This is a genomic window from Pseudomonas sp. GD03903 (assembly GCF_029840045.1).
GTDB lineage: Bacteria > Pseudomonadota > Gammaproteobacteria > Pseudomonadales > Pseudomonadaceae > Pseudomonas > Pseudomonas pseudonitroreducens.
The window spans coordinates 81,551-107,339 of sequence record NZ_JAOCBT010000015.1 but is presented as its reverse complement, the minus strand read 5'-3'; the positions used below and the strand labels follow the sequence as shown (position 1 = coordinate 107,339).

Annotated in this window: 22 protein-coding genes; all 22 read left to right on the top strand. The window is 65.8% G+C overall.

Annotation, left to right across the window (positions count from 1 at the left end; all coding sequences use genetic code 11):
- Window positions 1-49 precede the first annotated feature (49 nt).
- The 22 genes from N5C91_RS21895 to fliJ all read left to right on the top strand — a co-directional run bounded on the left by N5C91_RS21895 (window position 50) and on the right by fliJ (window position 25,777).
- On the top strand, window positions 50-967 hold the full coding sequence (locus N5C91_RS21895) for a GNAT family N-acetyltransferase (protein ID WP_279831945.1): 918 nt from the start codon (window positions 50-52) through the stop codon (window positions 965-967).
- On the top strand, window positions 960-1,700 hold the full coding sequence (locus N5C91_RS21890) for a class I SAM-dependent methyltransferase (protein ID WP_279831943.1): 741 nt from the start codon (window positions 960-962) through the stop codon (window positions 1,698-1,700). The genes N5C91_RS21895 and N5C91_RS21890 overlap by 8 nt, the downstream gene beginning before the upstream one ends.
- On the top strand, window positions 1,693-3,081 hold the full coding sequence (locus tag N5C91_RS21885) for a hypothetical protein (protein WP_236201133.1): 1,389 nt from the start codon (window positions 1,693-1,695) through the stop codon (window positions 3,079-3,081). Before N5C91_RS21890 ends, N5C91_RS21885 begins: the two co-directional genes overlap by 8 nt.
- Before the next feature lie 2 nt (window positions 3,082-3,083).
- The gene (locus tag N5C91_RS21880) at window positions 3,084-3,839 is read left to right on the top strand and encodes a class I SAM-dependent methyltransferase (protein WP_236173884.1); all 756 of its coding nucleotides are present in this window, start codon (window positions 3,084-3,086) and stop codon (window positions 3,837-3,839) included.
- Window positions 3,840-3,855: 16 nt separating this feature from the next.
- On the top strand, window positions 3,856-4,272 hold the full coding sequence (locus tag N5C91_RS21875; protein WP_236173886.1) for an FdtA/QdtA family cupin domain-containing protein: 417 nt from the start codon (window positions 3,856-3,858) through the stop codon (window positions 4,270-4,272).
- Window positions 4,269-5,372, top strand: a complete 1,104-nt coding sequence (locus tag N5C91_RS21870; protein ID WP_279831940.1) for a DegT/DnrJ/EryC1/StrS family aminotransferase — start codon at window positions 4,269-4,271, stop codon at window positions 5,370-5,372. The genes N5C91_RS21875 and N5C91_RS21870 overlap by 4 nt, the downstream gene beginning before the upstream one ends.
- An 87-nt stretch (window positions 5,373-5,459) precedes the next feature.
- Entirely contained in the window at window positions 5,460-9,782 is a 4,323-nt protein-coding gene (locus tag N5C91_RS21865; protein WP_279831938.1) for a glycosyltransferase, read from the top strand.
- 399 nt (window positions 9,783-10,181) lie between these two features.
- Complete coding sequence (locus N5C91_RS21860; protein WP_236173891.1) at window positions 10,182-11,642, top strand: flagellin; 1,461 nt, start codon at window positions 10,182-10,184, stop codon at window positions 11,640-11,642.
- 78 nt (window positions 11,643-11,720) lie between these two features.
- Window positions 11,721-12,074, top strand: a complete 354-nt coding sequence (locus N5C91_RS21855) for a flagellar protein FlaG (RefSeq protein WP_236173893.1) — start codon at window positions 11,721-11,723, stop codon at window positions 12,072-12,074.
- An 83-nt stretch (window positions 12,075-12,157) separates the two neighbouring features.
- Window positions 12,158-13,603 (top strand): flagellar filament capping protein FliD, encoded by a 1,446-nt coding sequence (fliD, locus tag N5C91_RS21850; RefSeq protein ID WP_279831936.1) that lies wholly within the window; start codon window positions 12,158-12,160, stop codon window positions 13,601-13,603.
- 128 nt (window positions 13,604-13,731) lie between these two features.
- The gene (gene fliS / locus N5C91_RS21845) at window positions 13,732-14,112 is read left to right on the top strand and encodes a flagellar export chaperone FliS (protein WP_236173897.1); all 381 of its coding nucleotides are present in this window, start codon (window positions 13,732-13,734) and stop codon (window positions 14,110-14,112) included.
- A 14-nt stretch (window positions 14,113-14,126) separates the two neighbouring features.
- Window positions 14,127-14,423, top strand: a complete 297-nt coding sequence (locus tag N5C91_RS21840) for a flagellar protein FliT (RefSeq protein WP_236173899.1) — start codon at window positions 14,127-14,129, stop codon at window positions 14,421-14,423.
- A 269-nt stretch (window positions 14,424-14,692) separates the two neighbouring features.
- A complete protein-coding gene (locus N5C91_RS21835) occupies window positions 14,693-16,168 on the top strand; it encodes a sigma-54 dependent transcriptional regulator (RefSeq protein WP_236173901.1) in 1,476 nt (491 codons plus the stop codon).
- A gap of 121 nt (window positions 16,169-16,289) precedes the next feature.
- Window positions 16,290-17,519: an ATP-binding protein gene (locus tag N5C91_RS21830; RefSeq protein WP_279831933.1), complete on the top strand. Its 1,230-nt coding sequence runs from the start codon at window positions 16,290-16,292 to the stop codon at window positions 17,517-17,519.
- Window positions 17,520-17,524: 5 nt separating this feature from the next.
- Window positions 17,525-18,940 (top strand): sigma-54-dependent response regulator transcription factor FleR, encoded by a 1,416-nt coding sequence (fleR, locus tag N5C91_RS21825; RefSeq protein ID WP_279831932.1) that lies wholly within the window; start codon window positions 17,525-17,527, stop codon window positions 18,938-18,940.
- Between the two features lie 153 nt (window positions 18,941-19,093).
- Window positions 19,094-19,432 carry a DUF559 domain-containing protein gene (locus N5C91_RS21820; protein WP_279831931.1) on the top strand — a complete coding sequence of 113 codons (339 nt, stop codon included), beginning with the start codon at window positions 19,094-19,096 and terminating at the stop codon, window positions 19,430-19,432.
- Window positions 19,433-19,910: 478 nt separating this feature from the next.
- A complete protein-coding gene (gene fliE / locus N5C91_RS21815; protein WP_236173905.1) occupies window positions 19,911-20,240 on the top strand; it encodes a flagellar hook-basal body complex protein FliE in 330 nt (109 codons plus the stop codon).
- A gap of 19 nt (window positions 20,241-20,259) precedes the next feature.
- On the top strand, window positions 20,260-22,053 hold the full coding sequence (fliF, locus tag N5C91_RS21810) for a flagellar basal-body MS-ring/collar protein FliF (protein ID WP_236201138.1): 1,794 nt from the start codon (window positions 20,260-20,262) through the stop codon (window positions 22,051-22,053).
- Window positions 22,046-23,062, top strand: a complete 1,017-nt coding sequence (gene fliG, locus N5C91_RS21805; protein WP_017520274.1) for a flagellar motor switch protein FliG — start codon at window positions 22,046-22,048, stop codon at window positions 23,060-23,062. The genes fliF and fliG overlap by 8 nt, the downstream gene beginning before the upstream one ends.
- Window position 23,063: 1 nt before the next feature.
- A complete protein-coding gene (fliH, locus tag N5C91_RS21800; protein ID WP_279831925.1) occupies window positions 23,064-23,852 on the top strand; it encodes a flagellar assembly protein FliH in 789 nt (262 codons plus the stop codon).
- On the top strand, window positions 23,842-25,197 hold the full coding sequence (gene fliI, locus N5C91_RS21795) for a flagellar protein export ATPase FliI (protein ID WP_236173911.1): 1,356 nt from the start codon (window positions 23,842-23,844) through the stop codon (window positions 25,195-25,197). Before fliH ends, fliI begins: the two co-directional genes overlap by 11 nt.
- Before the next feature lie 136 nt (window positions 25,198-25,333).
- Entirely contained in the window at window positions 25,334-25,777 is a 444-nt protein-coding gene (fliJ, locus tag N5C91_RS21790) for a flagellar export protein FliJ (protein WP_236173913.1), read from the top strand.
- The last annotated feature ends 12 nt before the right edge of the window (window positions 25,778-25,789 follow it).

The window sequence follows — 25,789 nt, the reverse complement described above, 5'->3', positions numbered from 1 at the left end:
GGTCATGCCGGGCGACGCATTGCCCAGCCTGCCGCCTGGAGATCACAGCTTGCTCGTCATCGATCGGTTTCTCCCCCAGGAAGGCCTGCATCTCTTCAACCGTGCAGAGTTCTTCCGCCTGCACGCCGAAGGCGACGGCCACTACTTCCAGTGGGTGGTCGACGGCCGGGCCTGCGCCACGCTGCATTTCACCCGGGTACGCGAGCAGGTCTGGCGCAGCCCCGCGCGTGGCACCTTTGGCGGCTTGAGCTGCAGCCACGGCATACGCCCGGAGGTCCTGGCCGAGTTCCTTGCAGAGGTTACCGCCTGCCTCGCCGAGCAGGGCGCGCGGACGCTCGAAGTGCTTCTGCCGCCGGCCCAGCACGCCATGGCCGATGGCGCGGTGGAGTATTTCCTGCTGCGCTCGCTGGGCTTTCGCGAGTCGCTGGTGGACCTCAATTACGGCCTGCCGGTGGACCAACGGCCGTTCCCCGAACGCCTCAATCACGCCAATCGCAAACGCCTGAACAAATGCCAGCGCGAAGGTTTCAGCGCAGCTGCGCTGCCCGCCGGGGAACTTCCGGCAGCCTATGCGGTGATTGCCGAGAACCGCGCGGCGCGTGGGTTTCCCGTCACCATGCAACTCGCGCAGCTGGAGCAGATGCAGGCGCTGTTCCCTGATGCCGTGGCGCTCTACGGCTGCCATCGGCAGCAGGAGCTGGTCGCCGCGGCGATCTGCCTGCAGCTCACGCCGCAGGTCCTCTACGTCTTCTACTGGGGCGATCGCCCCGGCTTTGCCCAGTACAGCCCGGTAGCCCTGCTGGCGCAGAGCATCTACGAGGATTGCCAGCGTCGCGGCATTGCGCTGCTGGACGCCGGCACTTCGACGCTGGATCTGCAACTCAACCCCGGTCTGATCGCTTTCAAGCGCGGCCTGGGCTTCGAGGAGTCGCTCAAGTTCCGTCTGGAGAAAACCTTCGATGCGTGATATCGAATCCTACAGCCGTGAGTACCACGCCCTGCCGTTCGAGGCGACGCAACTGGCGTTCCGCCGCCGCCTCGTGCTGGAGCAGGTATCCCTGCAGGCACCCTCGACCCTGCTGGAAATCGGCTGCGGCCTGCGCCCGCTGTTCCAGGACCTGCCAGCCGCGCTGGAGGTGACGGTGGTCGAGCCGTCCGCCGAGTTCGCCGCGCACGCCCGTGAGCTGGCGGGCGCACGCCAGGGCGTCGAGGTCGTCCAGGGCTTTCTCGAGGACGTGCCGGAGCCTTTGCGTGAAGGCGGCTTCGACTTCATCGTGCTCAGCAGTCTTCTGCATGAAGTGGCTGACCCGCAGGCGTTGCTGCAAGCCGTGCGCCGGCACTGCCATGCCGACACCCTGGTGCATGTCAACGTGCCCAACGCCTACTCCCTGCATCGCTTGCTGGCGGTGGAAATGGGGCTGATCGAGGACCCCTTCGAGCGCTCCGCGACCCAGCAACGGATGCAGCAGCACTCCACCTTCGACCTGGCCAGCCTGGGTGCCCTGGTGGCCAGTGCCGGGTTCCAAGTGCAGGACAGCGGCAGCTACTTCATCAAGCCCTTCACCCACGCGCAGATGCAGACCTTGTGCGACAGCGGTTTCCTCACCCCGGCGCATCTGGAAGGACTCTACGGACTGGCGCGGAGGTTGCCGGGCTGTGGTTCGGAAATCTTTGTCAATGCGAGGCTGGCCCATGTCTGAGACCCTGCTGATCGGCAACAACCTGGCGCTGCTGGTGGCGGCGCTGCAACTGGCGGAGCGCGGGCGCCCGGTGCGCCTGCTGCTGGACGGCAAGCCGGCCGGGGGGCATTTCGCCGGCATGCGCCTGGACGGGCAGGGCTTCGATATCGGCATGGTGCTGTTCGAGCACGACTCGCGCGTGCCGCAGAGCGCCGACGTGCAGGGCTACGACCCCGCGCGGCGCAACGATTGCGCGCGCTTCACGGCACTGGCCGGGGACTATCTCGAGCGCTTCGTCGCCACGCTGGACGTGCCGACGCCGCAGGTTCACAGCGGTGGCGCCCGGCATCCGGACTTCATCATGGCCAATCGGCTGGAGCGCTTCGCCGACTGGCCCGAAGCCGGCAAGGTGCTGGATGAACTCGCGCAGGTCGATAGCCACCACCCGCTGCATGCTGCCGGCAAGATCACTCATCCTGCCTACGATCGTGCCAGCTATGCCGAAGCCTCCCTGGTCAACCACGGGGCGACCCTGCACCGGCAGGTGTTCGAGCCGCTGTGCGAGAAGATCCTCGGCGTTCCCTCGGCGCAGATCCTGGCGCGCTATCACCGCCTGGGCTGGCTGCCGCTGTACTACCCGCAGACCTTGAGCAAGGCCTTTGCCGGCGAGGACCACGGGCTGCCCGAATACCGCTTCCGCGCTGCCCGCGAGGGCTACTCGGGGGCTCTGGTCGAGGGCCTGCTGGAGGCCCTGCAGGCGAGCGGGGTGAGCATCGATGCGGCGCCGCTGGAAGGCCTTGAGCGCACGCCGGAGGGCCTGGTTGCCCGGCTTGCCGGCCAGAGCATGGCCGCCGACCGCGTGGCCCTGGGCGTGGCGCCGCAACGCGCCGCCGAGCTGCTCGGGCAACCTGCCGCCGAGCCACCGCCGGCCGCATCGGTGAGCCTGGTGCTGGGCCGGGTGGCCCGCGAGCACCTGCCGCAGAAAACCACCTGCCTGCTGGTGGCCGACGCACAGTTCGCGCTGTTCCGCGTCACCGACCACGATGCCGTCGCCGGGCTCGACCCGCAATGGCACCGAGTGAGCCTGGAGTGCAACCCCGACTACTTCAGCCGTCGCTATCCGGCGGCCGATGCGGGGCACCCGCTTCCCCAACTGCTCGGCGAACTGGCCGAGCTGGGGGTTATCCGTCATCCCGATGATTTCGTCGTACTGCGCCACCTGCAGGCGCGCAATGCGCTGGCCTTGCCCAACGCCGCCGCGCAGGAGGTTTGCGCCAGCCTGCAGCGAGCGATTGCCGGCGATGCCCGCTTCGCGCTTACCGGCAGCCTGCTGGGCCTGGGGGTTGCCTCGCTGAACGACCAGATCATCCAGGGCCTCAAGCTTGCCGAGCAATGGAGCTAGCCATGCCGAGCCAGAATTCCGCCACTGTCACCCCTGAAGAGCTCGAGCGCATCGCCAGGGATTACCACCTCAACGACGCGGTGCCTGACAAGTTCATCGAGAGCGCCTGCCAGGAATACTGCTGCGACTGGCTGGCAAGCCTGCTGAGCGACGACGACCGCGTGCTCGAACTGGGCTACGGCGACGGCATCACCCTGTCGCGACTGAGTGGCCAGGCCGCTCACTACGCCGTGCTCGAGGGCGCGGCCAGCCTGGTGCAGCGAGTGCGTGCGGACTACCCCGGTGTCGAGGCAATCCACAGTCTGTTCGAGCACTACGAAGCGCCACAGCCCTACCAGAAGGTGCTGGCGCTGCATGTGCTGGAGCATGTCGACGACCCGGTGGCGCTGCTCGAACACATGCGCGGCTGGCTGGGTGCGGACGGCGAGCTGATCGTCGTCGTACCCAACCGCGAGTCGCTGCACCGTCGTCTCGCGGTCCTCATGGGGCTGCAGCCACAGCTCGATTCGCTGAGCCCGCGCGACCATCTCGTCGGCCACCAGCGGGTCTACGACCTGCCGACGCTGCGTGAACATCTGCAGCGAGCGGGTTTCGAAGTGCTCGAAGAGAAGGGCTTCTTCCTCAAGACCCTGCCCAACTCGATGATGCTCGACTACAGCCCGCAACTCATCGATGGCCTGAACCGCCTGAGCGAGCAACTGCCCGCCGCCCTGATGGCCAACCTGGGCGTGCGTGCCCGAATGATCGATCGCCGCTGAGCGACGGAGAGCCCCTATGTCCCTGGAAAAATGCCAGCTGCAGGACTTGCCCATCGTTCACGACATCCGTGGCAATCTCAGCTTCATCGAGGGTGGCAAGCACACGCCGTTCGACATCCAGCGCGTCTACTACCTCTACGACGTGCCAGGTGGCGCCAGCCGGGGTGGCCATGCGCATTTCGAGCTGGAGCAGATGATCATCGCGATGTCCGGCAGTTTCGACATCACTCTCGATGACGGCTACAACCGCCGCAAGGTCCACATGAACCGCTCGTACTACGGGCTCTACCTGCCGAAGATGATCTGGCGCGAGATCGACAACTTCTCCTCCGGCTCGGTGTGCATGGTGCTGGCCTCGGCGCACTACAGTCCGAAGGACTACATCTATGACTACCAGGAGTTCATCGACACTGTCCGGGGTGGCGCCAAGTGAGCGACAAGGTTCCCTTCCTCGATCTGGTGGCCGTGCATGAGCCTCTGGCCGCTGAGATGCAGGCGGCATTCGCCAGCTTCCTGGCCTCCGGTCAGTACATGCTGGGGCCGCAGGTCGAGGCTTTCGAACGCAACTTCGCCGACTATTGCGGCGCACGCCATTGCATTGGCGTGAGCAATGGCCTGGATGCCCTGCAGCTGATCCTCCAGGCCTTCGGCATCGGCCCGGGGGACGAGGTGCTGGTACCGGCCAACACCTTCATCGCCACCTGGCTGGCGGTGTCGCATTGCGGCGCGACGCCGGTGCCGGTGGAGCCTGATCCGGCCACCTGCAACATCGATCCTGCCCGCGTCGAACAGGCGATTACGCCGCGCACCCGGGCGATCATCGCCGTGCACCTCTACGGGCAGACCGCCGACATGCCGGCGCTGTCGGCGATTGCCCGGCGGCATGGCCTGAAACTGATCGAGGATGCCGCTCAGGCCCATGGCGCGCGTCATGCCGGGCGGCGTGCCGGCACGCTGGGCGATGCAGCGGCCTTCAGCTTCTACCCGGGCAAGAATCTCGGCGCGCTGGGCGATGCGGGAGCGGTGGTCACCGATGACAGCGCGCTGGACGAGGCGATCCGCCTGCTGCGCAACTACGGCTCGCCGCAGCGCTACGTGCATCAGCGCATCGGCTTCAACCATCGCCTGGACGAACTGCAGGCGGCATTGCTCAACATCAAGCTGCCGCACCTGGATGGCTGGAACCGGCAGCGCCGTGCCCAGGCCGCGCGCTATCGCGAGCTGCTCGCCGATGTGGCGGGCGTACGGCTGCCGGAAGTACTGCCCGAGTGTGAGCCGGTCTGGCATCTTTTCGTGATCCGCCATGCCCGCCGCGACGCCTTGCTGCAGTGGTTGGCCGACGGCGGAATTGGTGCGCTGATCCATTACCCGATCGCACCCCATCGGCAGCAGGCGTATGCCGAGCGGCAGCTGAGCCTGCCGATCAGCGAACAGATGCACAGCGAGGTACTGAGCCTGCCCATCGGGCCGCACCTGACGCTGGACGATATCGACCGTGTCGGCCTGCAGATCCGTCGCTTCGAGTCGGCCTGAACAGCACGTTACCTTCGCCCTGGCGGTGGCCGGGCGTGAGTCATTCTGGTCCCGCCGCATCGATGCGGCGGGCGTGAGAGGAAGTCAATGAACCCACAGTCGGTCCCCGATATCACCGTTGCCGTGATGTCCTACAACAACGCGGCTTACCTGCGGCAGACGCTCGACTCGATCTTTGCCCAGCGTGGCGTGAGCTTCGAGGTACTGGTCTTCGACGACTGCTCGAAAGATGACAGCCTGGACATCCTGCGCAGCTACGAAGGGCGCGAGCACTATCACTTCGAGGTCAACCCGCAGAACCTCGGCGTGGTCGGCAACGCCACCCGCTGTTTCGAGTCGGGCCGCGGCCGCTACGTCGTGGTGCTGGGCTCCGACGATTTCCTCTATCCGGGTCACCTGCAGTCGCTGTTCCAGGCGCTGGAAGACCACCCGCAAGCCGCGCTTGCCTACAGCCAGTGCAACTGGATCGACGAGCACGGCAACCTGGTGCGCTATGCCGAGCATCCCGCGCATGCCACGCGGTCCTATGTGGGCGGCCGCGACGAGGTGGTCGACCTGCTTCGCCACGACAACTACATCACCCCCTCCGCGGTCATGCTGCGCCGTTCGGTGTACGAGCGGATTCGCCTGGAGAACGGCCGCCTGCTGCACGAGGGCATGATCGCCGGCGACTGGGAGTTCTGGATTCGCATTGCCCGGGTGGCGCCGGATTTCGTCTTCGTGCGGCGCCCGACCGTGGGCTACCGGGTGCACTCCGGGCAGATTTCCCAGACGTTCTACGGCGGTGATGGGCCGACGCTCGAGCATGCCTTCCTGCTCGAATACTGCCTCGCGCAGCCCGACCTGCTGCCGCGCCTGCGGGCGGCTGCCGAGCCCATCTGGAATCTCTTCCAGCAGCGCCTGAACGGTGCCTCGAGCGAGGTTCGCGAACAGGTGCGCGAGCGCAGCGCGGCGATTCGTCGCCAGCTCTTCGACACGCCGGCCGCCGCTGCCGGGGCGGAGCCGTTGTTCTCGGTGATCCTGACCACCTTCAACCGTCCCGAGCTCCTTCGCGATGCCCTGGCAAGCCTGGCAGCACAGACCTTCCAGGACTTCGAGGTGGTACTGGTCAATGATTGCGGCGAGCCGGTGGAGCAGTTGCTGCAGGGCTACGAATTCCCCATCAGCTACCTGCGGCTGGGGCGCAACAGTGGCCTTTCCGCCGCCCGCAATGCCGCGATCCGCCAGGCCCGCGGGCGTTACCTGGCCTACCTGGACGACGACGACACGCTGCTGCCGCAGCACTTCCAGCGGCACGCCGCGGCCCATGCCGATGCCGAGTGCCTGGTCTATACCGACACCCGCTACGTGCTCGAAAGCCTGGAGGGCGGACGCCGCCAGGAGCTGTCCCGGCAGTCTTCGCCGGTCCATGGCGAGTTCGACCTGGCCCGCCTGCAGGTGCAGAACTTCATCCCGGTGAATGCCTGGACCCACCCGCGCAGCTGGATCGACGAGGTCGGTGGTTTCGATGAAGGCCTCAGCGCGCTGGAGGATTGGGACATGCTCCTGCGCCTGTCCGTCGGCCGCCGCTTCAGCCATGTCGCCGAAGAAACCGTGCAGGTTCATGTTCGTCAGGAAAACCCCGAGCAGCGCATGAGCGCGCGCGAGCGCAAGAACTTCCCCGCCTTGTTCCGTCGCCTCTATGAGCGGCATGCCATCGAGACCGATGGCAGCGTGCAGCAGGCGCGTGCGGAATTTCTCGCCGAGCTGGATCGCGAGCGCGCCGGTGCTGGCGCCGGCCCCGTCACGCCGGTGGAGTTCCGCTATTGCCACCGCCTGAGCGCGCAGCAGTTGAGCGCTTTCCAGCGGCGCCTGGGCGATCACCCCGGCCCGCGCTTCGAAGTCGTGGTGCTGGGAGGGGCAGAGGCGGCCGCGCAGAGCAGCCTTGCCAGTGTCGCCGCACAGCAGTTGGCGGCGCCCTCCACCTGGCTGCCTGGTGAGGCGGGGGAAACCTCCCAGCAGTTCTGGGAGCGTGTCGCCCGGCACCTCGCCGGCAGTGACGCAGAGTGGTTCTACCTGTTGCCGGCGGGTGACCGCCTGGCCGAGCACGCGTTGCTGTTGCTGGCCGATCGTATCCTCTCGGGCCTGCCGGCGCGCTGCTACTACGTCGACGAGGACCGGCTGGAGGGTGACCAGAGCCATACGCCGATCTTCAAGCCGGACTTCAACCTCGACCTGCTGCGCAGCTACCCCTACACCGGGCGCAATCTCTGCGTAGCGCGCGAATGCCTGGACGAGCTGGGCGGCCTGCGCGCCGAGTTCGCCGGGCTCTGTGTACAGGACCTGCAACTGCGCGCCGCGGAAACCTTCGGCCTGGACAGCGTTGGCCACGTCGCCGAAGTGCTCTGCCACGCCGCCGTGCCGTTCGCCGAGTGGCTGGTCAGCGACGAGGTTCGCCAGCATGGCGCGGCGCTGATCGCCGCCCACCTGGCACGGCTGGGCGTGCCGCACACACTGCAGGCCGGCGTGACGCCGGGGGTCAACCGGATTCGCTACGACTATCCGCAGCAACCGCTGGTCTCGATCCTGATCCCGACCAAGGACCAGCTGGCCATCCTGCGCCGCTGCGTCGAGAGCATCCTCGAGAAGACCCGCTACGAGCACTTCGAGATCCTCATCATCGACAATGACAGCCAGACCGAAGAAGCCCGCCAGTGGCTTGCCGGCATCGAGTCGATGGGCAGCGCCCAGGTGCGTGTGCTGCGCTATCCGGGGCCGTTCAACTTCTCGGCGATCAACAATGCCGCGGCACGCGAAGCCAAGGGCGAGTACCTGGTGCTGCTGAACAACGATACGGCAGTGGTCGACGCCGACTGGCTCGACGAGTTGCTCAACCATGGTCGTCGCCCCGAGGTCGGGATTGTCGGCGCCAAGCTGCATTACCCGGACGGGCGCATCCAGCATGGCGGGGTGATCCTCGGCCTGAACGGCCCGGCCGACCATCCGTTCATTGGCGATCCGCAACACGCTGCCGGCTATATGCAGCGGCTGCTGGTGGACCAGGACTACAGCGCGGTCACCGCGGCCTGCCTGCTGATCCGTCGTGAGGTCTACGAGGCCGTCGGGGGCATGGACGAGGTGGACTTCAAGGTCTCCTACAACGACGTCGACCTTTGCCTGAAGGTGCGCGAGGCGGGCTACCTGACCCTGTGGACGCCCTACGCCGCGTTGCTGCACGAGGGCAGCGTGAGCCAGCGCGAACTGGCCGCGGATCAGCGCGAAGCCAAGCTGCGTCGCTTCCGCGGCGAGCAGCAGGCCATGTACCGCAAGTGGCTGCCCCTGCTGGCGCAGGACCCGGCCTACAACCCGAACCTGAGCCTGCAGCGTGCCGGCTTCGAACTGGACGTCGCCCGAGGCGTCGCCTGGCAGCCCTTCGTGCAGCCGCTGATGCCGCGCGTGGTGGCCTATCCGGCCGACGCCACTGGCTGCGGTCACTACCGCGTGCGGCAACCGTTCCTGGCGATGCAGCGGCAAGGTCTGCTGGAAGGTGCGCTGAGCAGCAACCTGCTGGACCCGGTGGAACTGCAGCGTTTCGACGCCGACAGCGTGGTACTGCAGCGCCAGGTGACTGACGCGCAGCTCGATGCCATCGAGCAGATGAAGGCGTTCAACCGCAGCTTCCGCGTCTATGAACTCGATGACTACCTGCCCAACCTGCCGCTCAAGAGCCTGCACCGCGACGAGATGCCCAGGGACATCCTGCGCTCGCTGCGGCGCGCGGTATCGATGTGCGACCGCTTCGTGGTCTCCACCGACGCGCTGGCCGAATCCCTGGCCGATCTGCACAGCGACATCCGCGTGCTGCCCAACCGTTTGCCGGTCGACTGGTGGGAAGGCCGCACCAGCCGCCGCCGCGTTGGCCGCAAGCCGCGCGTTGGCTGGGCGGGTGGGGTAGGGCACACCGGTGACCTGGAGCTCATCGCCGATGTGGTTCGCGACCTGGCCGACGAGGTCGACTGGGTGTTCTTCGGCCTCTGTCCGGACAAGCTGCGGCCCTATGTCAGCGAGTACTACCCGGGCGTCGCCATTGCGGACTACCCCGAGCGCCTGGCCTCGCTGGACCTGGACCTGGCGCTGGCGCCGCTGGAGCAGAACCGCTTCAACGATTGCAAGAGCAACCTGCGCCTGCTCGAGTACGGCGTGCTCGGCTTCCCGGTGGTGTGCAGCGATGTGCTCTGCTATCGCGGCGATCTGCCGGTGACGCGGGTGAAGAACCGCTACCGCGACTGGGTCGACGCGATCCGCATGCACCTGTCCGACCTCGACGCCACGGCGCGGATCGGCGACGAGCTGCAAGCCAGGGTGCGCCGCGACTGGATGCTGGAAGGCGAAAACCTGCTGAACTGGGGGCGCGCCTGGCTGCCGGACTGATCCGGCCACGCGCCTGACCAGAAGGGCCGCCGGGAGACCGGGGGCCCTTTCTTTTTGCCTGGCCGGCACGCCGGGCCACTGGCGACGTGTCGCGAAGATCTCCTAAAGGAATGGCCGCGCCCGCCGATTTGCTGGGAGTCCGTGCTGGCACTGCCCGCCGCGGACCCGCGAAATGCTGGCGCAAGCGGCAGGAAAATCTTCCTCGAAGGCGCCTGGAACTCTCTGCGAAGGTCAGCTAACAAGCTGAAAACCAACAGGAAAAAAAACTTCCTGTTTTTTTCTAAAGCTCTTCGCAGGGGCGCCGATAAGTAGGACGTATGCGAATTCTTGGGGTACCTGAGCAAGCAGGCCGAGATATCGCAAGCTCAGGAACTAACAGGACCACTGAAGGAGACCATCATGGCCCTTACCGTCAATACCAACATTGCCTCTCTGAACACCCAGCGCAACCTGAACGGTTCGTCCAACGCGCTGAACACCTCGCTGCAGCGTCTGTCCACCGGCTACCGCATCAACAGCGCCAAGGACGACGCCGCCGGCCTGCAGATCTCCAACCGTCTGACCAGCCAGATCAGTGGCCTGAACCAGGCTACCCGCAACGCCAACGACGGTATCTCCCTGGCGCAGACCGCTGAAGGTGCCCTGCAGCAGTCCACCAACATCCTGCAGCGTATCCGCGACCTGTCCATCCAGTCCGCCACCGGCTCCAACAGCGACGCCGACCGTGCCGCCCTGCAGAAAGAAGTGGCTGCCCAGCAGGCTGAACTGAGCCGTATCGCCGACACCACCACCTTCGGTGGTCGCAAGCTGCTCGACGGTTCCTTTGGCACCACCAGCTTCCAGGTCGGTTCCAACGCCTACGAAACCATCGACGTGACCCTGAAGAACGCCTCTTCCACTTCCCTGGGTTCGTACCAGGTCGGTGGCGGCGCTTCGACCAACAGCACCGGTGCTTCGGCTGCTGGTACCACCACCACTTCCAGCGTCGTCGGTAGCGGTGCAGGCTTCACTGCCACCAACATCACCGTGGTCGGCAACGGCGAAACCAAGACCGTTGCGGTCGCCTCGGGCGACAGCGCCAAGGACATCGCCAGCAACTTCGACGGCGCCATCTCCGGTCTGTCCGCCACTGCCCGTAACGTGGTTCAGGCTGACGTGAACATCACCTCCGGCGCCGCCAGCTTCAGCCTGTCGGTTGGTAGCCAGCAGGTTTCCATCGTCGGTGTCACCAGCACCAAGGACCTGGCCGACCAGATCAACTCCAACGCCGGCAAACTGAACGTCAGCGCCAACTACGACGCCAAGACCGACAAGGTGACCATCACTTCGGCTACCGGCGAGAACATCGTCTTCGGTGCTGACTCCGCTGGCGCCACCGGTACCATCGACGTGGCTTCCCAGGGCTCCGACGGCACCTTCGGCACCTCCACCAACGTGGCAGCGGCAGGCGGCAAGGCGATCGGCTACGTACAGCTGAACTCCTCCACCTCCTACGCCCTGACCGGCACCTCCAGCGGTGTGTTCGGCGCCAGCAAGGCCACCCTGTCCACCGTCGCCGATGTGGATATCTCCACCGCCGATGGCGCCCAGCGTGCCGTCTCGGTGATCGACAACGCCCTGGCCGCGATCGACTCCCAGCGTGCCGACCTCGGTGCCGTGCAGAACCGCTTCACCAACACCATCGACAACCTGACCAACATCGCGGAAAACGCCACCTCCGCCCGTAGCCGCATCAAGGACACCGACTTCGCCGCCGAAACCGCGTCGCTGTCGAAGAACCAAGTGCTGCAACAGGCTGGTACCGCGATCCTGGCCCAGGCCAACCAGCTGCCGCAGTCGGTACTCAGCCTGCTCCGTTAATACCGGAGCGAGTTCTGAGGCAGCCACAGGAGGAGGGGGAAACCCTTCCTCCTTTTTGCCTTTTCCGAGGGGATGAAGATGGATATCGTGAACATCGCTTCGACCAGCCTGCTGGGTAACGCGCGCGGCACCGCCACGCCGAACCCGACGGGAACCCCCCGCGCCGCTGGCGAAGTGCAGCCTGCGGATGCGGCCAGCGCTGCCGACAAGCGTGGCCAGATCGATTCGGCCGTGAAGAGCATGCAGTCCTATGCTCAGTCGGTGACGCGCAACCTGAATTTCAGCATCGACGACTCCACCGGCGAAGTGGTGGTGAAGGTCATCGACGGCGAATCCGGCAAGGTGGTGCGGCAAATTCCTTCCGAGGAAGTGCTGAAGCTTGCCGCCCAGCTCGACGATATGCGCAGCCTGATGTTCGAAGCGCAGGCCTGACGGGGCCAAGGACTCTTGGCATGGTGCTTGCTCTGGTTATCCGGCAAGGATCATTGCACGCAGAATTTTGACGGAGGTGGAACATGGCAGGTGTAACCGGAATCGCGACGGGCAACGATTATTCGAGCCTGATCTCGTCGATTGTCGCACTGGAAAAGGCGCCCAAGCAGACCCAGCTGGACACGCTGGAGAAAAACGCCACCACCAAGCTCACCTCCCTCGGTTCGCTCAAGAGTGCCATCAGCGCCTTCCAGACCGCGCTGAGCACCCTCAACAGCCCTTCGTCGTTCCTCGCGCGTACCGCCAAGTCCTCCGACGACAGCGTGTTCAAGGCCACCGCGAGCCAGAGTGCCGCCGCCGGCAGTTATCAGATCCAGGTCTCGCAGCTGGCCGCCAGCAGCAAGGTGGCCCTGCAGTCGATCGCCAACAGCGCCGACGCCAAGTTCAACAGCGGCAAGATGAGCATCTCGCTGGGTGATACCGAAGTCCTCGACCTGCAGATCGACAGCAGCAACAACACCCTGGGCGGGGTGCGCGACGCGATCAACAAGCAATCCTCCACCTCCGGCGTGACGGCCACCATCGTCACCGACTCCTCCGGTTCGCGCCTGGTGCTCAACAGCACCAAGTCCGGTGACGGCAAGGACATCAAGGTGGCGATTTCCGGCGAAGGCAGCGACGGCGACACCAGCCTGAGCAAGCTGGCCTTCGACCCGAGCACCGCCAAGAGCCTGGCCTCGCTGACCGACGCCGAGAAGGCGGCCGGGCTGGGCGGCTACGTGACCAAGGCGCAAAGCGCCAGGCTGACCGTCGACGGCCTGTCGGTGGTGAGCGACACCAACACCGTCACCTCGGCCATCGAGGGCGTGAGCATCAACCTCACCAAGGTGACCGCCGCGGATACGCCCGTGACCCTGACCGTCGCCCGCGACGAGGCCGGGGTGAAGGCGAACGTGCAGAAGTTCGTCGACGCCTACAACACCCTAATCTCCTTCACCAACACGCAGACCAAGGTGACTTCGGTCGGTGACGATAAAACACCGGTCACCGGCGCGCTGGTGGGTGACTCGTCCGTGCGTTCGCTGCTCAGTGCCGTGCGCAGCGAGATCACCACTCCGGGCGAAGGCGGCGGCACCTACAACACGCTGGCCAGCCTGGGGATCACCACCGATCCCAAGGACGGCACCCTGAAGATCAACGACGACAAACTGACCAAGGCCGTCAGCACCGACTTCGAGGGCGTGGCCGCGTACTTCACTGGCGACAATGGCCTGGCCAGCCGCCTGACCACCCGCCTGAAGCCCTACACCGATTCGGCCGGTATCCTCGACCAGCGGACCGACATGCTGCAGAAGACCATCAGCAGCGTCGACAAGCAGCAGAAGGACCTGGACACCCGCATCGCCGCGCTGCAGGACCGCCTGAACAAGCAGTTCTCCGCCATGGACAACCTGGTGGCGCAACTGAGCAAGACCGGCGACCAACTGCTTTCCCAGCTCAACAGCATGCCCTTCGCCAACAAGAGCTGATTCCCCTGAGCGGGCGCGGCAACAGCAGCGCCGCGCCCGCCTCGAAAAAAAATTGCCTCCGACGATAAAGCTCCTGCAATACCGGCCGATACCTTGGTCAGTAAGAGAATTTGCAGCAGGAGCCTGCCATGTACGCCATGAAAGCCATGAAGCAATACCAGCAAGTCAGCCTGGAAGCGCGCGTCGCCGAAGCCTCGCCGCACGGCCTGATCCAGTTGCTCATGCAGGGCGGACTGGAGCGTCTGGCCCAGGCCCGTGGCGCCATCGAGCGCGGCCAGATGGCCGAACGCGGCGAGCTGATCAGCAAGGCCATCGGTATCGTCGGCGGCCTGCGCGAAGCGCTGAACGCGGAAGCGGGTGGCGAACTGGCGCTGAATCTGGACCGCCTCTACGGTTACATGACCGAGCGTCTGCTGGAGGCCAACCGCAACGGCGACGCGGCGATCCTCGACGAAGTCTCGGGTCTGCTGCGTGAGGTAAAATCGGGCTGGGACGCTATCGCCGCCTGAAGGAAGGATTAGTCATGAGCCAGGCCATGCTTCAACTCAACGAGACTCGCGCCGCCCTGAGCGCCGCCATGCACAACAAGGACTGGGAAGCCATTGGCGACCTCGACCGGCAGTGCCGCGAGCAGGTCGACGTGGCCATGCAGGACGCCGAGCGCGACGAGCAAGCCCTGCGCGAAACCATGGAACAGTTGCTGGCGCTGTATGCCGAACTGGTCCAGGTGTGCACCGCCCAGCGCACCGCCATCGGCGCGGAGCTGACCGCCGTGCATCGCTCCAGCAAGGGCGCCAAGGTTTATCAGATGTTTGGCTGATCCATCCGGATCGGCTCTCTTTCGGCGGTGATCGGCCAGGTGCCGGTGGCCGCCGCCTCCGCTTCGAACTACGCTGCACTTCAATTGCCATGACAGGGATCAACACCCTTCGTCGGGCTGCACCAAAAAAAACACGCCATAAATTTGACTCGAGCCACAATTTTGACTTAACTAGTGGCCAAATGCTGGCTAGCACGAGGAAATTGTGCTGTGGCCAGATCGTGTCAGCCGCCGTAGGTCGGCCTTCAAGCCCGGGATGACAAGCTAAGATGTGGCGCGAAACCAAAATCCTCGTGATCGATGACAACCAGGACCGTTGCCGGGACCTCTCGGTGATCATCAGCTTCCTGGGTGAAGACCAGCTGTCGTGCAACAGCCGTGACTGGCGTCAGGTCGTCGAGCCGCTGCCCAATGGCAGCCGTGACGTACTCTGCGTGCTGGTCGGCGCTGTGGAGAGCAAGGGTGGGGCGCTGGAGCTGCTCAAGCAGCTCGCGGCCTGGGACGAATACCTGCCCGTCCTGCTGATGGGCGAGCCGGTGCCCAATGAGTGGCCCGAAGAGTTGCGCCGCCGCGTGCTGGCCAGCCTCGAGATGCCGCCCAGCTACAACAAGTTGCTCGACTCCCTGCACCGCGCCCAGGTCTATCGCGAGATGTACGACCAGGCCCGCGAGCGTGGCCGCCAGCGCGAGCCGAACCTGTTCCGCAGCCTGGTCGGCACCAGCCGTGCCATCCAGCAGGTGCGCCAGATGATGCAGCAGGTCGCCGACACCGACGCCAGCGTGCTGATCCTCGGCGAGTCCGGCACCGGCAAGGAAGTGGTGGCGCGCAACCTGCACTACCACTCCAAGCGCCGCGACGCGCCCTTCGTACCGGTCAACTGCGGCGCGATCCCCGCGGAGCTGCTGGAAAGCGAACTGTTCGGCCATGAGAAAGGCGCCTTCACCGGCGCCATCACCAGCCGGGCAGGGCGCTTCGAACTGGCCAATGGCGGCACCCTGTTCCTCGACGAGATCGGCGACATGCCGCTGCCGATGCAGGTCAAGCTGCTGCGCGTGCTGCAGGAGCGCACCTTCGAACGCGTGGGCAGCAACAAGACGCAGAACGTCGACGTGCGCATCATCGCCGCGACCCACAAGAACCTCGAGAAGATGATAGAGGACGGCAGTTTCCGCGAGGACCTGTACTACCGCCTCAACGTCTTCCCCATCGAGATGGCTCCGCTGCGTGAACGCGTGGAGGACATCCCGCTGCTGATGAACGAGCTGATCTCGCGCATGGAGCACGAGAAGCGCGGTTCGATCCGCTTCAACTCCGCCGCCATCATGTCGCTCTGCCGCCACGACTGGCCGGGCAACGTGCGCGAGCTGGCGAACCTCGTCGAGCGCCTGGCGATCATGCATCCCTATGGCGTGATCGGCGTGGGCGAGCTGCCGAAGAAGTTCCGACACGTCGACGACGAGGACGAGCAACTGGCGACCAGCCTGCGCGAGGAACTGGAAGAGCGCGCGGCGATCACCGCCGGGCTGCCGGGTCTCGACTCGCCGGCCATGCTGCCGGCCGAAGGCATCGACCTGAAGGATTACCTGGCCAACCTGGAACAGGGCCTGATCCAGCAGGCGCTCGACGACGCCAGTGGCGTGGTCGCGCGCGCCGCCGAACGCCTGCGCATCCGCCGCACCACCCTGGTGGAGAAGATGCGCAAGTACGGCATGAGCCGTCGCGAAGAGGAAATGGCGGAGGATTGACGCTTCCGTCGTGCTCGTATTTTCAAGTCATTGAAATATAACGAGTAAATTTTAGGCACGGGGTTTGCTAAGACTCATCCGACCGACAGATTCACGCCGTCGGACGGATGAGGAAACCCGCATGATGCCCGCCCCCAATCGCCAGACTGAACTTGCTTCCCAGCTCACTGCAGATCCACTGCAGGTGCCGGTGGAGCAGCAGAGCCGTGCCCATCTGGAGCAGACCTTCGCGCTGTTCAACCAGATGTCCAGCCAGCTCAACCAGTCCTACAGCCTGCTGGAAGCCCGCGTCACCGAGCTGAAGGGTGAACTTGCCCTGGTCAGCGCGCAGCGCATGCAGGAGCTGGCCGAGAAGGAGCGCCTGGCCAACCGGCTGCAAAGCCTGCTCGACGTGCTGCCCGGCGGCGTCATCGTGATCGACGGCCAGGGTGTCGTGCGCGACGCCAATCCGGTGGCGGTGGCGCTGCTCGGCAAGCCGCTGGTGGGCATGCTCTGGCGCGAGGTGATCTCCCGCAGTTTTGCCCCGCGCGCCGACGATGGTCATGAAGTTTCCCTGCGCGATGGCCGTCGCGTGTCCATCGCCATCCGCCCGCTGAACGGCGAGCCCGGCCAACTGGTGCTGCTCAACGACCTGACGGAAACCCGTCGCCTGCAGGATCAACTGGCCCGCCACGAACGCCTGTCCGCGCTGGGCCGGATGGTCGCCTCGCTGGCCCACCAGATTCGCACCCCGCTGTCCGCCGCCATGCTTTATGCCGGCCACCTGAGCGAAGGCGAGCTGCCGGTCGAGCAGCAGCAGCGTTTCGCCGGCCGCATCAAGGAGCGCCTGCATGAACTGGAAAGCCAGGTGCGCGACATGCTGGTGTTCGCCCGGGGCGAACTGCCGCTGCCCGATCGCCTGCTGCCCAATCAACTCTTCGCCAGCCTGCGCGCCGCCGCCGAATCCCATGTCGCCGGCCTGAACGTGCGCTGGCAGTGCGACGCCCGTGTGGGCGAACTGCTGTGCAATCGCGACACCCTGGTCGGCACCGTGCTCAACCTGGTGGAGAACGCCATCCAGGCTGCCGGCCGCGACGTGCGCCTGAAAGTGCACCTGTACCAGCGTGACAACAGCCTGCGCCTGTCCATCAGCGACAACGGCCCGGGCATGAGCGGCGAAACCCTGGCGCGCCTGGGCGAACCGTTCTTCACCACCAAGACCACCGGCACCGGTCTCGGCCTGGCCGTGGTGAAAGCCGTCGCCAAGGCCCACCAGGGCGAGCTGAGCCTGCGCTCGCGCCCTGGAGTCGGTACCTGCGCCACCCTGATCCTGCCGTTGATCCTGGCTCAACCCGTCGTCCACGAGGAGTGATTTCCATGGCCGCCAAAGTCCTGCTGGTCGAAGACGACCGCGCCCTTCGTGAAGCCCTCTGTGACACCCTGTCGCTCGGCGGGCATGATTTCATCGCCGTCGATTGTGCCGAGGCCGCGCTGCCGGCACTGGAGAAAGACGCCTTCAGTCTGGTGATCAGTGACGTGAACATGCCGGGCATGGACGGGCACCAGCTGCTCGGCCTGATCCGCAAGCGCTACCCGCACCTGCCGGTGCTGCTGATGACCGCCTATGGCGCGGTCGATCGTGCCGTGGATGCAATGCGCCAGGGGGCTGCCGATTACCTGGTCAAACCGTTCGAGCCGCGTGCGCTGCTGGAACTGGTGGCCCGCCATGCGCTGGGCGCCGTGCCCGCCAGCGCCGGTGAAGGCCCGGTGGCACTGGAGCCGGCCAGCCGGCAGTTGCTGGAGCTGGCTGCCCGGGTGGCACGCAGCGATTCCACCGTGCTCATTTCCGGCGAGTCCGGTACCGGCAAGGAAGTCCTGGCGCAATACATTCACCAGCAGTCGCCACGCGTCGGCAAGCCATTCGTCGCGATCAACTGCGCGGCGATTCCGGACAACATGCTCGAGGCCACCCTGTTCGGCCACGAGAAGGGTGCTTTCACCGGCGCCATCGCCGCGCAGCCGGGCAAGTTCGAACTGGCCGATGGCGGCACCATCCTGCTCGATGAGATCTCCGAGATGCCGCTGGCCCTGCAGGCCAAGCTGCTGCGCGTACTGCAGGAGCGCGAAGTGGAACGCGTCGGCGCACGCAAGCCGATCAGCCTGGACATCCGCGTGCTCGCCACCACCAACCGCGACCTGCTCGGCGAGGTGGCCGCCGGCCGCTTCCGCGAAGACCTCTACTATCGCCTGTCGGTCTTCCCGCTGGCATGGCGCCCGCTGCGCGAGCGTCCCGCCGACATCCTGCCGCTGGCCGAGCGCCTGCTGGCCAAGTACGTGCGCAAGATGAACCACGCGCCGGTAATCCTGGCCGACGACGCCCGCGCCGCTTTGCTGGCGCACCCCTGGCCAGGCAACGTGCGTGAACTGGACAACGCCATCCAGCGCTCGCTGATCCTCCAGCAGGGCGGCCAGGTGCAGGCCGCCGACCTGTGCCTGACCGCGCCCATCGGCCTGGCCCCGCGCCCGCTGCTGGCGGCCGTTCCGTCCGCACTGGCGGCACCGGCTCCGGGCAGCGTCGAAATTCCGTCGCCGGTCTCCGCCGAGGCCGGGCAACTGGGCGAAGACCTCAAGCGCCGCGAGTTCCAGATGATCATCGACACCCTGCGCAGCGAGCGCGGCCGGCGCAAGGAGGCCGCCGAGCGCCTGGGCATCAGCCCGCGCACCCTGCGCTACAAGCTCGCGCAGATGCGCGATGCGGGCATGGATGTGGAGGCGTATCTCTACGCCAGTTGAGGCACTGACCGACAACCCCCTCTTGGCCCGCACTTGTGCGGGCCTTTTCTTGGTGTGACTCGGCGTATTCGCTGATATGTCGACGAACTCTTCTGGCTGCCAGGCGTGAGGAAATGCTGGAGCTTTTCTCCTGGGCTGACTCAGGAGATCGTGATGGACGAGGTGGAATTTGCGCGCCAAATGCGGCGACAGCAAACCGACGCCGAGCGGAGGTTTTGGGGCGCGCTACGTGATCGGCGATTTCTCGGCCTGAAGTTCCGTCGGCAGGTGCCGTGCGGAATCTATGTGCTGGATTTCTACTGCCATGACTTGAAATTGGCGGTGGAGCTGGATGGTGGGCAGCATCTGCAGTCTGCTCATGACTGCGAGCGCGATGCGTGGCTGGCGGGGCAGAGGATTCGTGTTTTGCGGTACTGGAATCACGACGTGCTGGTGAGGATGGATTCGGTGCTGGAGGCGCTTCGATTGGAGGTTGAGTCCGGCGCGGGATGATTACCCTTACCCCAGCCCTCTCCCAAAGGGAGAGGGGGCCGTCCTCTGCCGGCTGGGGATTGGCGTCCGTTCTGCTGTAGCGCGATGTCCGGCGGAATGCCTGTCTAACCGGCCACGCCGACCTGCCCCCGCTCCCTCCGGGAGAGGGTTGGGGTGAGGGGATTTTGTCTTGCACTTCACGCTCAGTGTTCTGTTGTGGCGAAATTTCCGGCTTGCTGGCTTGCTGGCTGAGTGCTGGCGGCCCGTCCGGCCACGCCGACCTGCCCCCTCTCCCTCTGGGAGAGGGCTGGGGTGAGGGGTCCTTGACCGTACGCCAGTACCTCTGCCCGAATCACCTGGTCACTCAGCCTGCAGTCCCCATCCCAGAGCTATCTCTCGCATTTTTCCTGCACCCCGAAAACCTGGCACCCAAGTTGCAATCACCTCTGCAAAGCGCCGCGTAGTGTCAAAAAACTGCGGCCAGTCGGAGGGGTAAGTGATGAGTCAGGGTGTCGAGTTCAATCGTCTGTTGCTGGAAATGCGTTCCATGCAAATGGAGGCCATGGCCAAGGCGAAGACGCAGGCCGCGCCGGTCGAGCCGGGGGCGCCGAGCTTCTCGCAGATGCTTGGCCAGGCGGTGGACAAGGTGAACGCTACCCAGCAGGTCGCTTCCGACATGGCCTCCGCTTTCGAGATGGGGCAAAGCGGTGTCGATCTCACCGATGTGATGATCGCCTCGCAGAAGGCTGGTGTTTCTTTCCAGGCAATGACCCAGGTACGCAACAAGCTCGTGCAGGCGTACCAGGACATCATGCAGATGCCGGTTTGAGCGGCGAGGATCGTAGGTAATGTCCCAAGCCTCCGTTGTTGACAGTCAGGTTCCGGCCAAGGTCGGTGCCGACGCGCCGAAAAAGCCGTTGCTGGGCCTGGCTTTCCTCGAGAACCTCGCGGACATGCCGGTACTGCGCCAGGTCGGCCTGCTGGTTGGCCTTGCCGCGAGCATCGCCATCGGTTTCGGCATGGTGCTGTGGTCGCAGCAGCCGGACTACAAGCCGCTGTATGGCAGCCTCAATGGTGTCGACGCCAACAAGGTGGTCGAAGCGCTGTCCGCCGCCGACATCGGCTACAAGATCGAGCCCAACTCCGGCGCGCTGCTGGTGAAGGCCGACGACCTGGGCCGGGCGCGCATGAAAGTCGCCGGCGCGGGCCTCGCGCCGACCGACAGCAACGTCGGCTTCGAGATTCTCGACAAGGAGCAGGCGCTGGGCACCAGCCAGTTCATGGAAGCGACCAATTACCGTCGCGGCCTGGAAGGCGAGCTGGCGCGCACCGTTTCCAGCCTGAACAACGTCAAGGGTGCGCGCGTGCACCTGGCGATTCCGAAAAGCTCGGTGTTCGTCCGTGACGACCGCAAGCCCAGCGCCTCGGTGCTGGTCGAGCTGTATCCGGGGCGCACCCTGGAGCCGAGCCAGGTGCTGGCCATCGTCAACCTGGTCGCCACCAGCGTGCCGGAACTGGACAAGTCCCAGGTCACCGTGGTCGACCAGAAGGGCAACCTGCTCTCCGACCAGCAGGAGCTCTCCGAGCTGACCATGGCCGGCAAGCAGTTCGACTTCACCCGGCGCATGGAAACCAACTTCACCCAGCGCGTACACAGCATCCTGGCGCCGGTGCTGGGCAATGGCCGCTACAAGGCCGAGGTCTCCGCCGACGTTGACTTCAGTGCGGTGGAATCCACCTCCGAGTCGTTCAACCCGGACCAGCCGGCCCTGCGCAGCGAGCAGAGCAACAACGAAGAACGGCAGAACAGCAACGGCCCGCAGGGCGTGCCGGGCGCGCTGTCGAACCAGCCGCCGGGCCCGGCCACAGCACCGCAGACCACTGGCCAGAACGCCGCTGCGGATTTCGTCGCGCCCGGCCAGCCGCTCAAGGACGCCAACGGCCAGCCGATCATCGATCCGAAGACCGGCAAGCCGGAACTGGCGCCGTACCCGACCGACAAGCGCCAGCAGAATACCCGCAACTACGAACTGGACCGCTCGGTGAGTTACACCAAGCAGCAGCAGGGTCGCCTGCGCCGGCTTTCCGTCGCGGTGGTGCTGGATGACCGCATGATCGCCGATCCGAAGACCGGCGAAGTCAGCCACCAGCCCTGGACCGCCGACGAGCTGGGGCGCTTTACCCGCCTGGTGCAGGACGCGGTAGGCTATGACGCCAGCCGCGGCGACAGCGTCAGCGTGATCAACGCACCGTTCGCCCCGGAGCTGGGTGATGAAATTGCCGCGCCGCCGTTCTACTCGCAGCCCTGGTTCTGGGATGTGGTCAAGCAGGTGCTGGGCATCGTCTTCATCCTGGTGCTGGTGCTGGGCGTGCTACGCCCGGTACTGAACAACCTGTCGGGCAACAAGAGCAAGGCCCTGGTGGGCGGTGGCGCCGCAGGCGAAGGTGGCCTGGGCGAGTTGGGTGGTCTGGAGGGCGAACTCTCCGAGGACCGCGTGAGCCTCGGTGGCCCGGCCAGCATCCTGCTGCCCAGCCCCTCCGAGGGGTACGATGCACAATTGAATGCGATCAAGACACTGGTCGCCCAGGACCCGGGGCGCGTTGCCCAGGTAGTGAAGGACTGGATCAATTCCGATGAGTGAAGCCCGCATGAGCGCCAAACTGAACAAGGTCGACAAGGCCGCCATCCTGCTGCTCTCCCTGGGTGAGACCGATGCCGCGCAGGTGCTGCGCCACATGGGCCCGAAGGAAGTGCAGAAGGTCGGCGTGGCCATGGCGCAGATGCGCAACGTGCACCGCGAGCAGGTCGAGCAGGTGATGGGCGAGTTCGTCGAGATCGTGGGTGACCAGACCAGCCTGGGCGTCGGCGCCGACAGCTACATCCGCAAGATGCTCACCCAGGCCCTGGGCGAGGACAAGGCGAACAACCTCATCGACCGCATCCTGCTGGGCGGCAATACCAGCGGCCTAGACAGCCTGAAGTGGATGGAGCCGCGCGCCGTGGCCGACGTGATCCGCTACGAGCACCCGCAGATCCAGGCCATCGTGGTCGCCTACCTCGACCCGGACCAGGCCGGCGAAGTGCTCAGCCACTTCGACCACAAGGTGCGCCTGGACATCATCCTGCGCGTGTCCTCGCTGAATACCGTGCAGCCCTCCGCGCTCAAGGAACTGAACCTGATCCTGGAGAAGCAGTTCGCCGGCAACGCCAACTCCACCCGCACCACCATGGGCGGCGTGAAGCGCGCGGCGGACATCATGAACTACCTCGACAGCTCGGTCGAAGGCGCGCTGATGGACGCCATCCGCGAAGTCGACGAAGACCTGTCGGGCCAGATCGAAGACCTGATGTTCGTCTTCGACAACCTTGCCGATGTCGACGACCGTGGCATCCAGGCGCTGCTGCGCGAGGTCTCCTCGGACGTGCTGGTGCTGGCCCTCAAGGGCTCGGACGAGGCGATCCGCGAGAAGATCTTCCGCAACATGTCCAAGCGTGCCGCCGAACTGCTGCGCGACGACCTCGAGGCCAAGGGCCCGGTGCGCGTCAGCGAAGTGGAAGGCGCGCAGAAGGAAATCCTCACCATTGCCCGGCGCATGGCCGAATCCGGCGAAATCGTGCTGGGTGGCAAGGGCGGCGAGGAGATGATCTAAGTTGGTCAAGGATGAGGACAAGCTCAGCGAGCTGATTCGCGCGCGGGATACCGCGGGCTTCGACCGCTGGTCGCTGCCCAGCTTCGACCCGGCGCGGCCGGTCCCCGAGCCCGAGCCGGAACCCGAGCCGGAGCTCGACGAACAGCCGCAGATCGAGGAAGTGCCGGAGGAAGAGGTCAAGCCGCTGACGCTCGACGAGCTCGAGGCGATCCGTCAGGAGGCCTACAACGAGGGCTTCTCCACCGGCGAGAAGGACGGCTTCCACGCCGGCCAGCTGAAGGCGCGTCAGGAAGCCGACGCGGCGCTGCAGCCACGCCTGCAGAACCTCGAGACGCTGATGTCGCACCTGCTCGAGCCCATCGCCGAGCAGGACCAGATGCTCGAGCAGGGCATGCTCAACCTGGTGACCCACGTGGTGCGCCAGGTGGTGCAGCGCGAGCTGGCCACCGATTCCAGCCAGATCCGCCTGGTGCTGCGCGAGGCGCTCAAGCTGCTGCCCATGGGCGCCAGCAATATCCGCATCCAGGTCAACCCGCAGGACTTCGAACTGGTGAAGGCCCTGCGCGATCGCCACGAGGAAAGCTGGAAGATCATCGAGGACGACGGCCTGCTGCCTGGCGGCTGCCGCATCGAGACCGAACACTCGCGCATCGACGCCAGCGTCGAGACGCGCCTGGCCCAGGCCGTGAAGCAGCTTTTCGAACAGCAGCGCGACCAGGCGACCCACGCACTGGAGCCTGACCTGCAGGTGAACCTCGACGCCGGCCAGGACAGCACCGATGCGCCTTGAGCGTGTCAGCTTCGCCCGGCGCCTGCAGGGCTACAGCGATGCCGTGAGCCTGCCGACCCAGCCGGTGGTGGAGGGCCGCCTGCTGCGCATGGTCGGCCTGACGCTGGAGGCTGAAGGGCTGCAGGCCGCCGTCGGCAGCCGCTGCCAGGTGATCAACGATGGCGGCTATCACCCGGTGCAGGTGGAAGCCGAAGTCATGGGCTTCGCCGGCAGCAAGATCTACCTGATGCCGGTGGGCAGCCTCGTCGGCATCGCCCCCGGCGCCCGCGTGGTGCCGCTGCCGGACTCCGGCCGCCTGCCGATGGGCATGTCCATGCTCGGCCGCGTGCTCGATGGCGTCGGCCGCGCGCTGGACGGCAAGGGCGGCATGCGCGCCGAGGACTGGGTGCCGATGGACGGCCCGATCATCAACCCGCTGGCGCGCGACCCGATCCATGAACCGATGGACGTCGGCATCCGTTCGATCAACTCCCTGCTCACCGTTGGCCGCGGCCAGCGCCTGGGCCTGTTCGCCGGTACCGGCGTGGGTAAATCCGTGCTGCTGGGCATGATGACCCGCTTCACCAAGGCCGACATCATCGTGGTCGGGCTGATCGGTGAACGGGGCCGTGAGGTGAAGGAGTTCATCGAGCACATCCTCGGCGAGGAAGGCCTCAAGCGTTCGGTGGTCGTCGCCTCACCTGCGGACGACGCGCCGCTGATGCGCCTGCGCGCCGCGCAGTACTGCACGCGGATCGCCGAGTACTTCCGCGACAAGGGCAAGAATGTCCTCCTGCTGATGGACTCCCTGACCCGTTACGCCCAGGCCCAGCGCGAGATCGCCCTGGCCATCGGCGAGCCGCCGGCGACCAAGGGCTATCCGCCGTCGGTGTTCGCCAAGTTGCCGCGCCTGGTCGAGCGCGCCGGCAATGGCGAAAAGGGCGGCGGCTCGATCACCGCTTTCTACACCGTGCTCAGCGAAGGCGACGACCAGCAGGACCCGATCGCCGACGCCGCGCGGGGTGTGCTCGACGGCCACTTCGTGCTGTCGCGGCGGTTGGCCGAGGAAGGCCATTACCCGGCCATCGACATCGAGGCCTCGATCAGCCGGGTGATGCCTCAGGTCACCACGCCCGAGCACCTGCGCGACGCCCAGCGCTTCAAGCAGTTGTGGTCGCGCTACCAGCAGAGCCGCGATCTGATCAGCGTCGGCGCCTATGTGGCCGGTGGTGATGCCGAGACCGACCTGGCCATTCAGCGCTTCCCGATCATGCGCCAGTTCCTCCGCCAGGGTCTGGACGAAAGCCAGAACCTCGACGACAGCCGCCTCCTGCTGGACGCGGTGGTCAGCGGCAAGGCCGGCTGATGCCCGGCCTCCGCGAAGCTGCTCGTAGGATGGGTGGAGCTTGCGATACCCATCGTCTTTCAGCTTGCGGCGAATCGCAGCATGGGTATCGCTGCGCTCCACCCATCCTACGGAAAACGCAGCGGGAGAAGCGCTTGTGAACCGCCGCGCCGAACGCCTGGCCCCGGTGGTCGACATGGCGCTCAAGGCCGAGCGCGAGGCGGCGCGCCAGCTCGGCCTGGTGCATAACCAGTTGCAGCAGGCGCAGCGCAAGCTGGCCGAACTCGAGCGCTATCGCTTCGACTACCAGCAGCAGTGGATCCGCAACGGCCAGCAGGGCGTCAGCGGCCAGTGGCTGATCAACTACCAGCGCTTCCTTTCCCAGCTCGAAGGCGCGGTGGAACAGCAGAACCGTGCGGTGGACTGGCACCAGGGCACCGTCGACAAGGCCCGTGCTGCCTGGCAGGAGAAATACGCCCGCCTGGAGGGCCTGCGCAAGCTGGTGGAACGCTACCGCGAGGAAGCCCGCGTGGCCGCCGACAAGTACGAGCAGAAGCTACTGGACGAATTCGCCCAGCGCCTGAAGCCCGCGCCCGATTGACCGGCGGGTGGC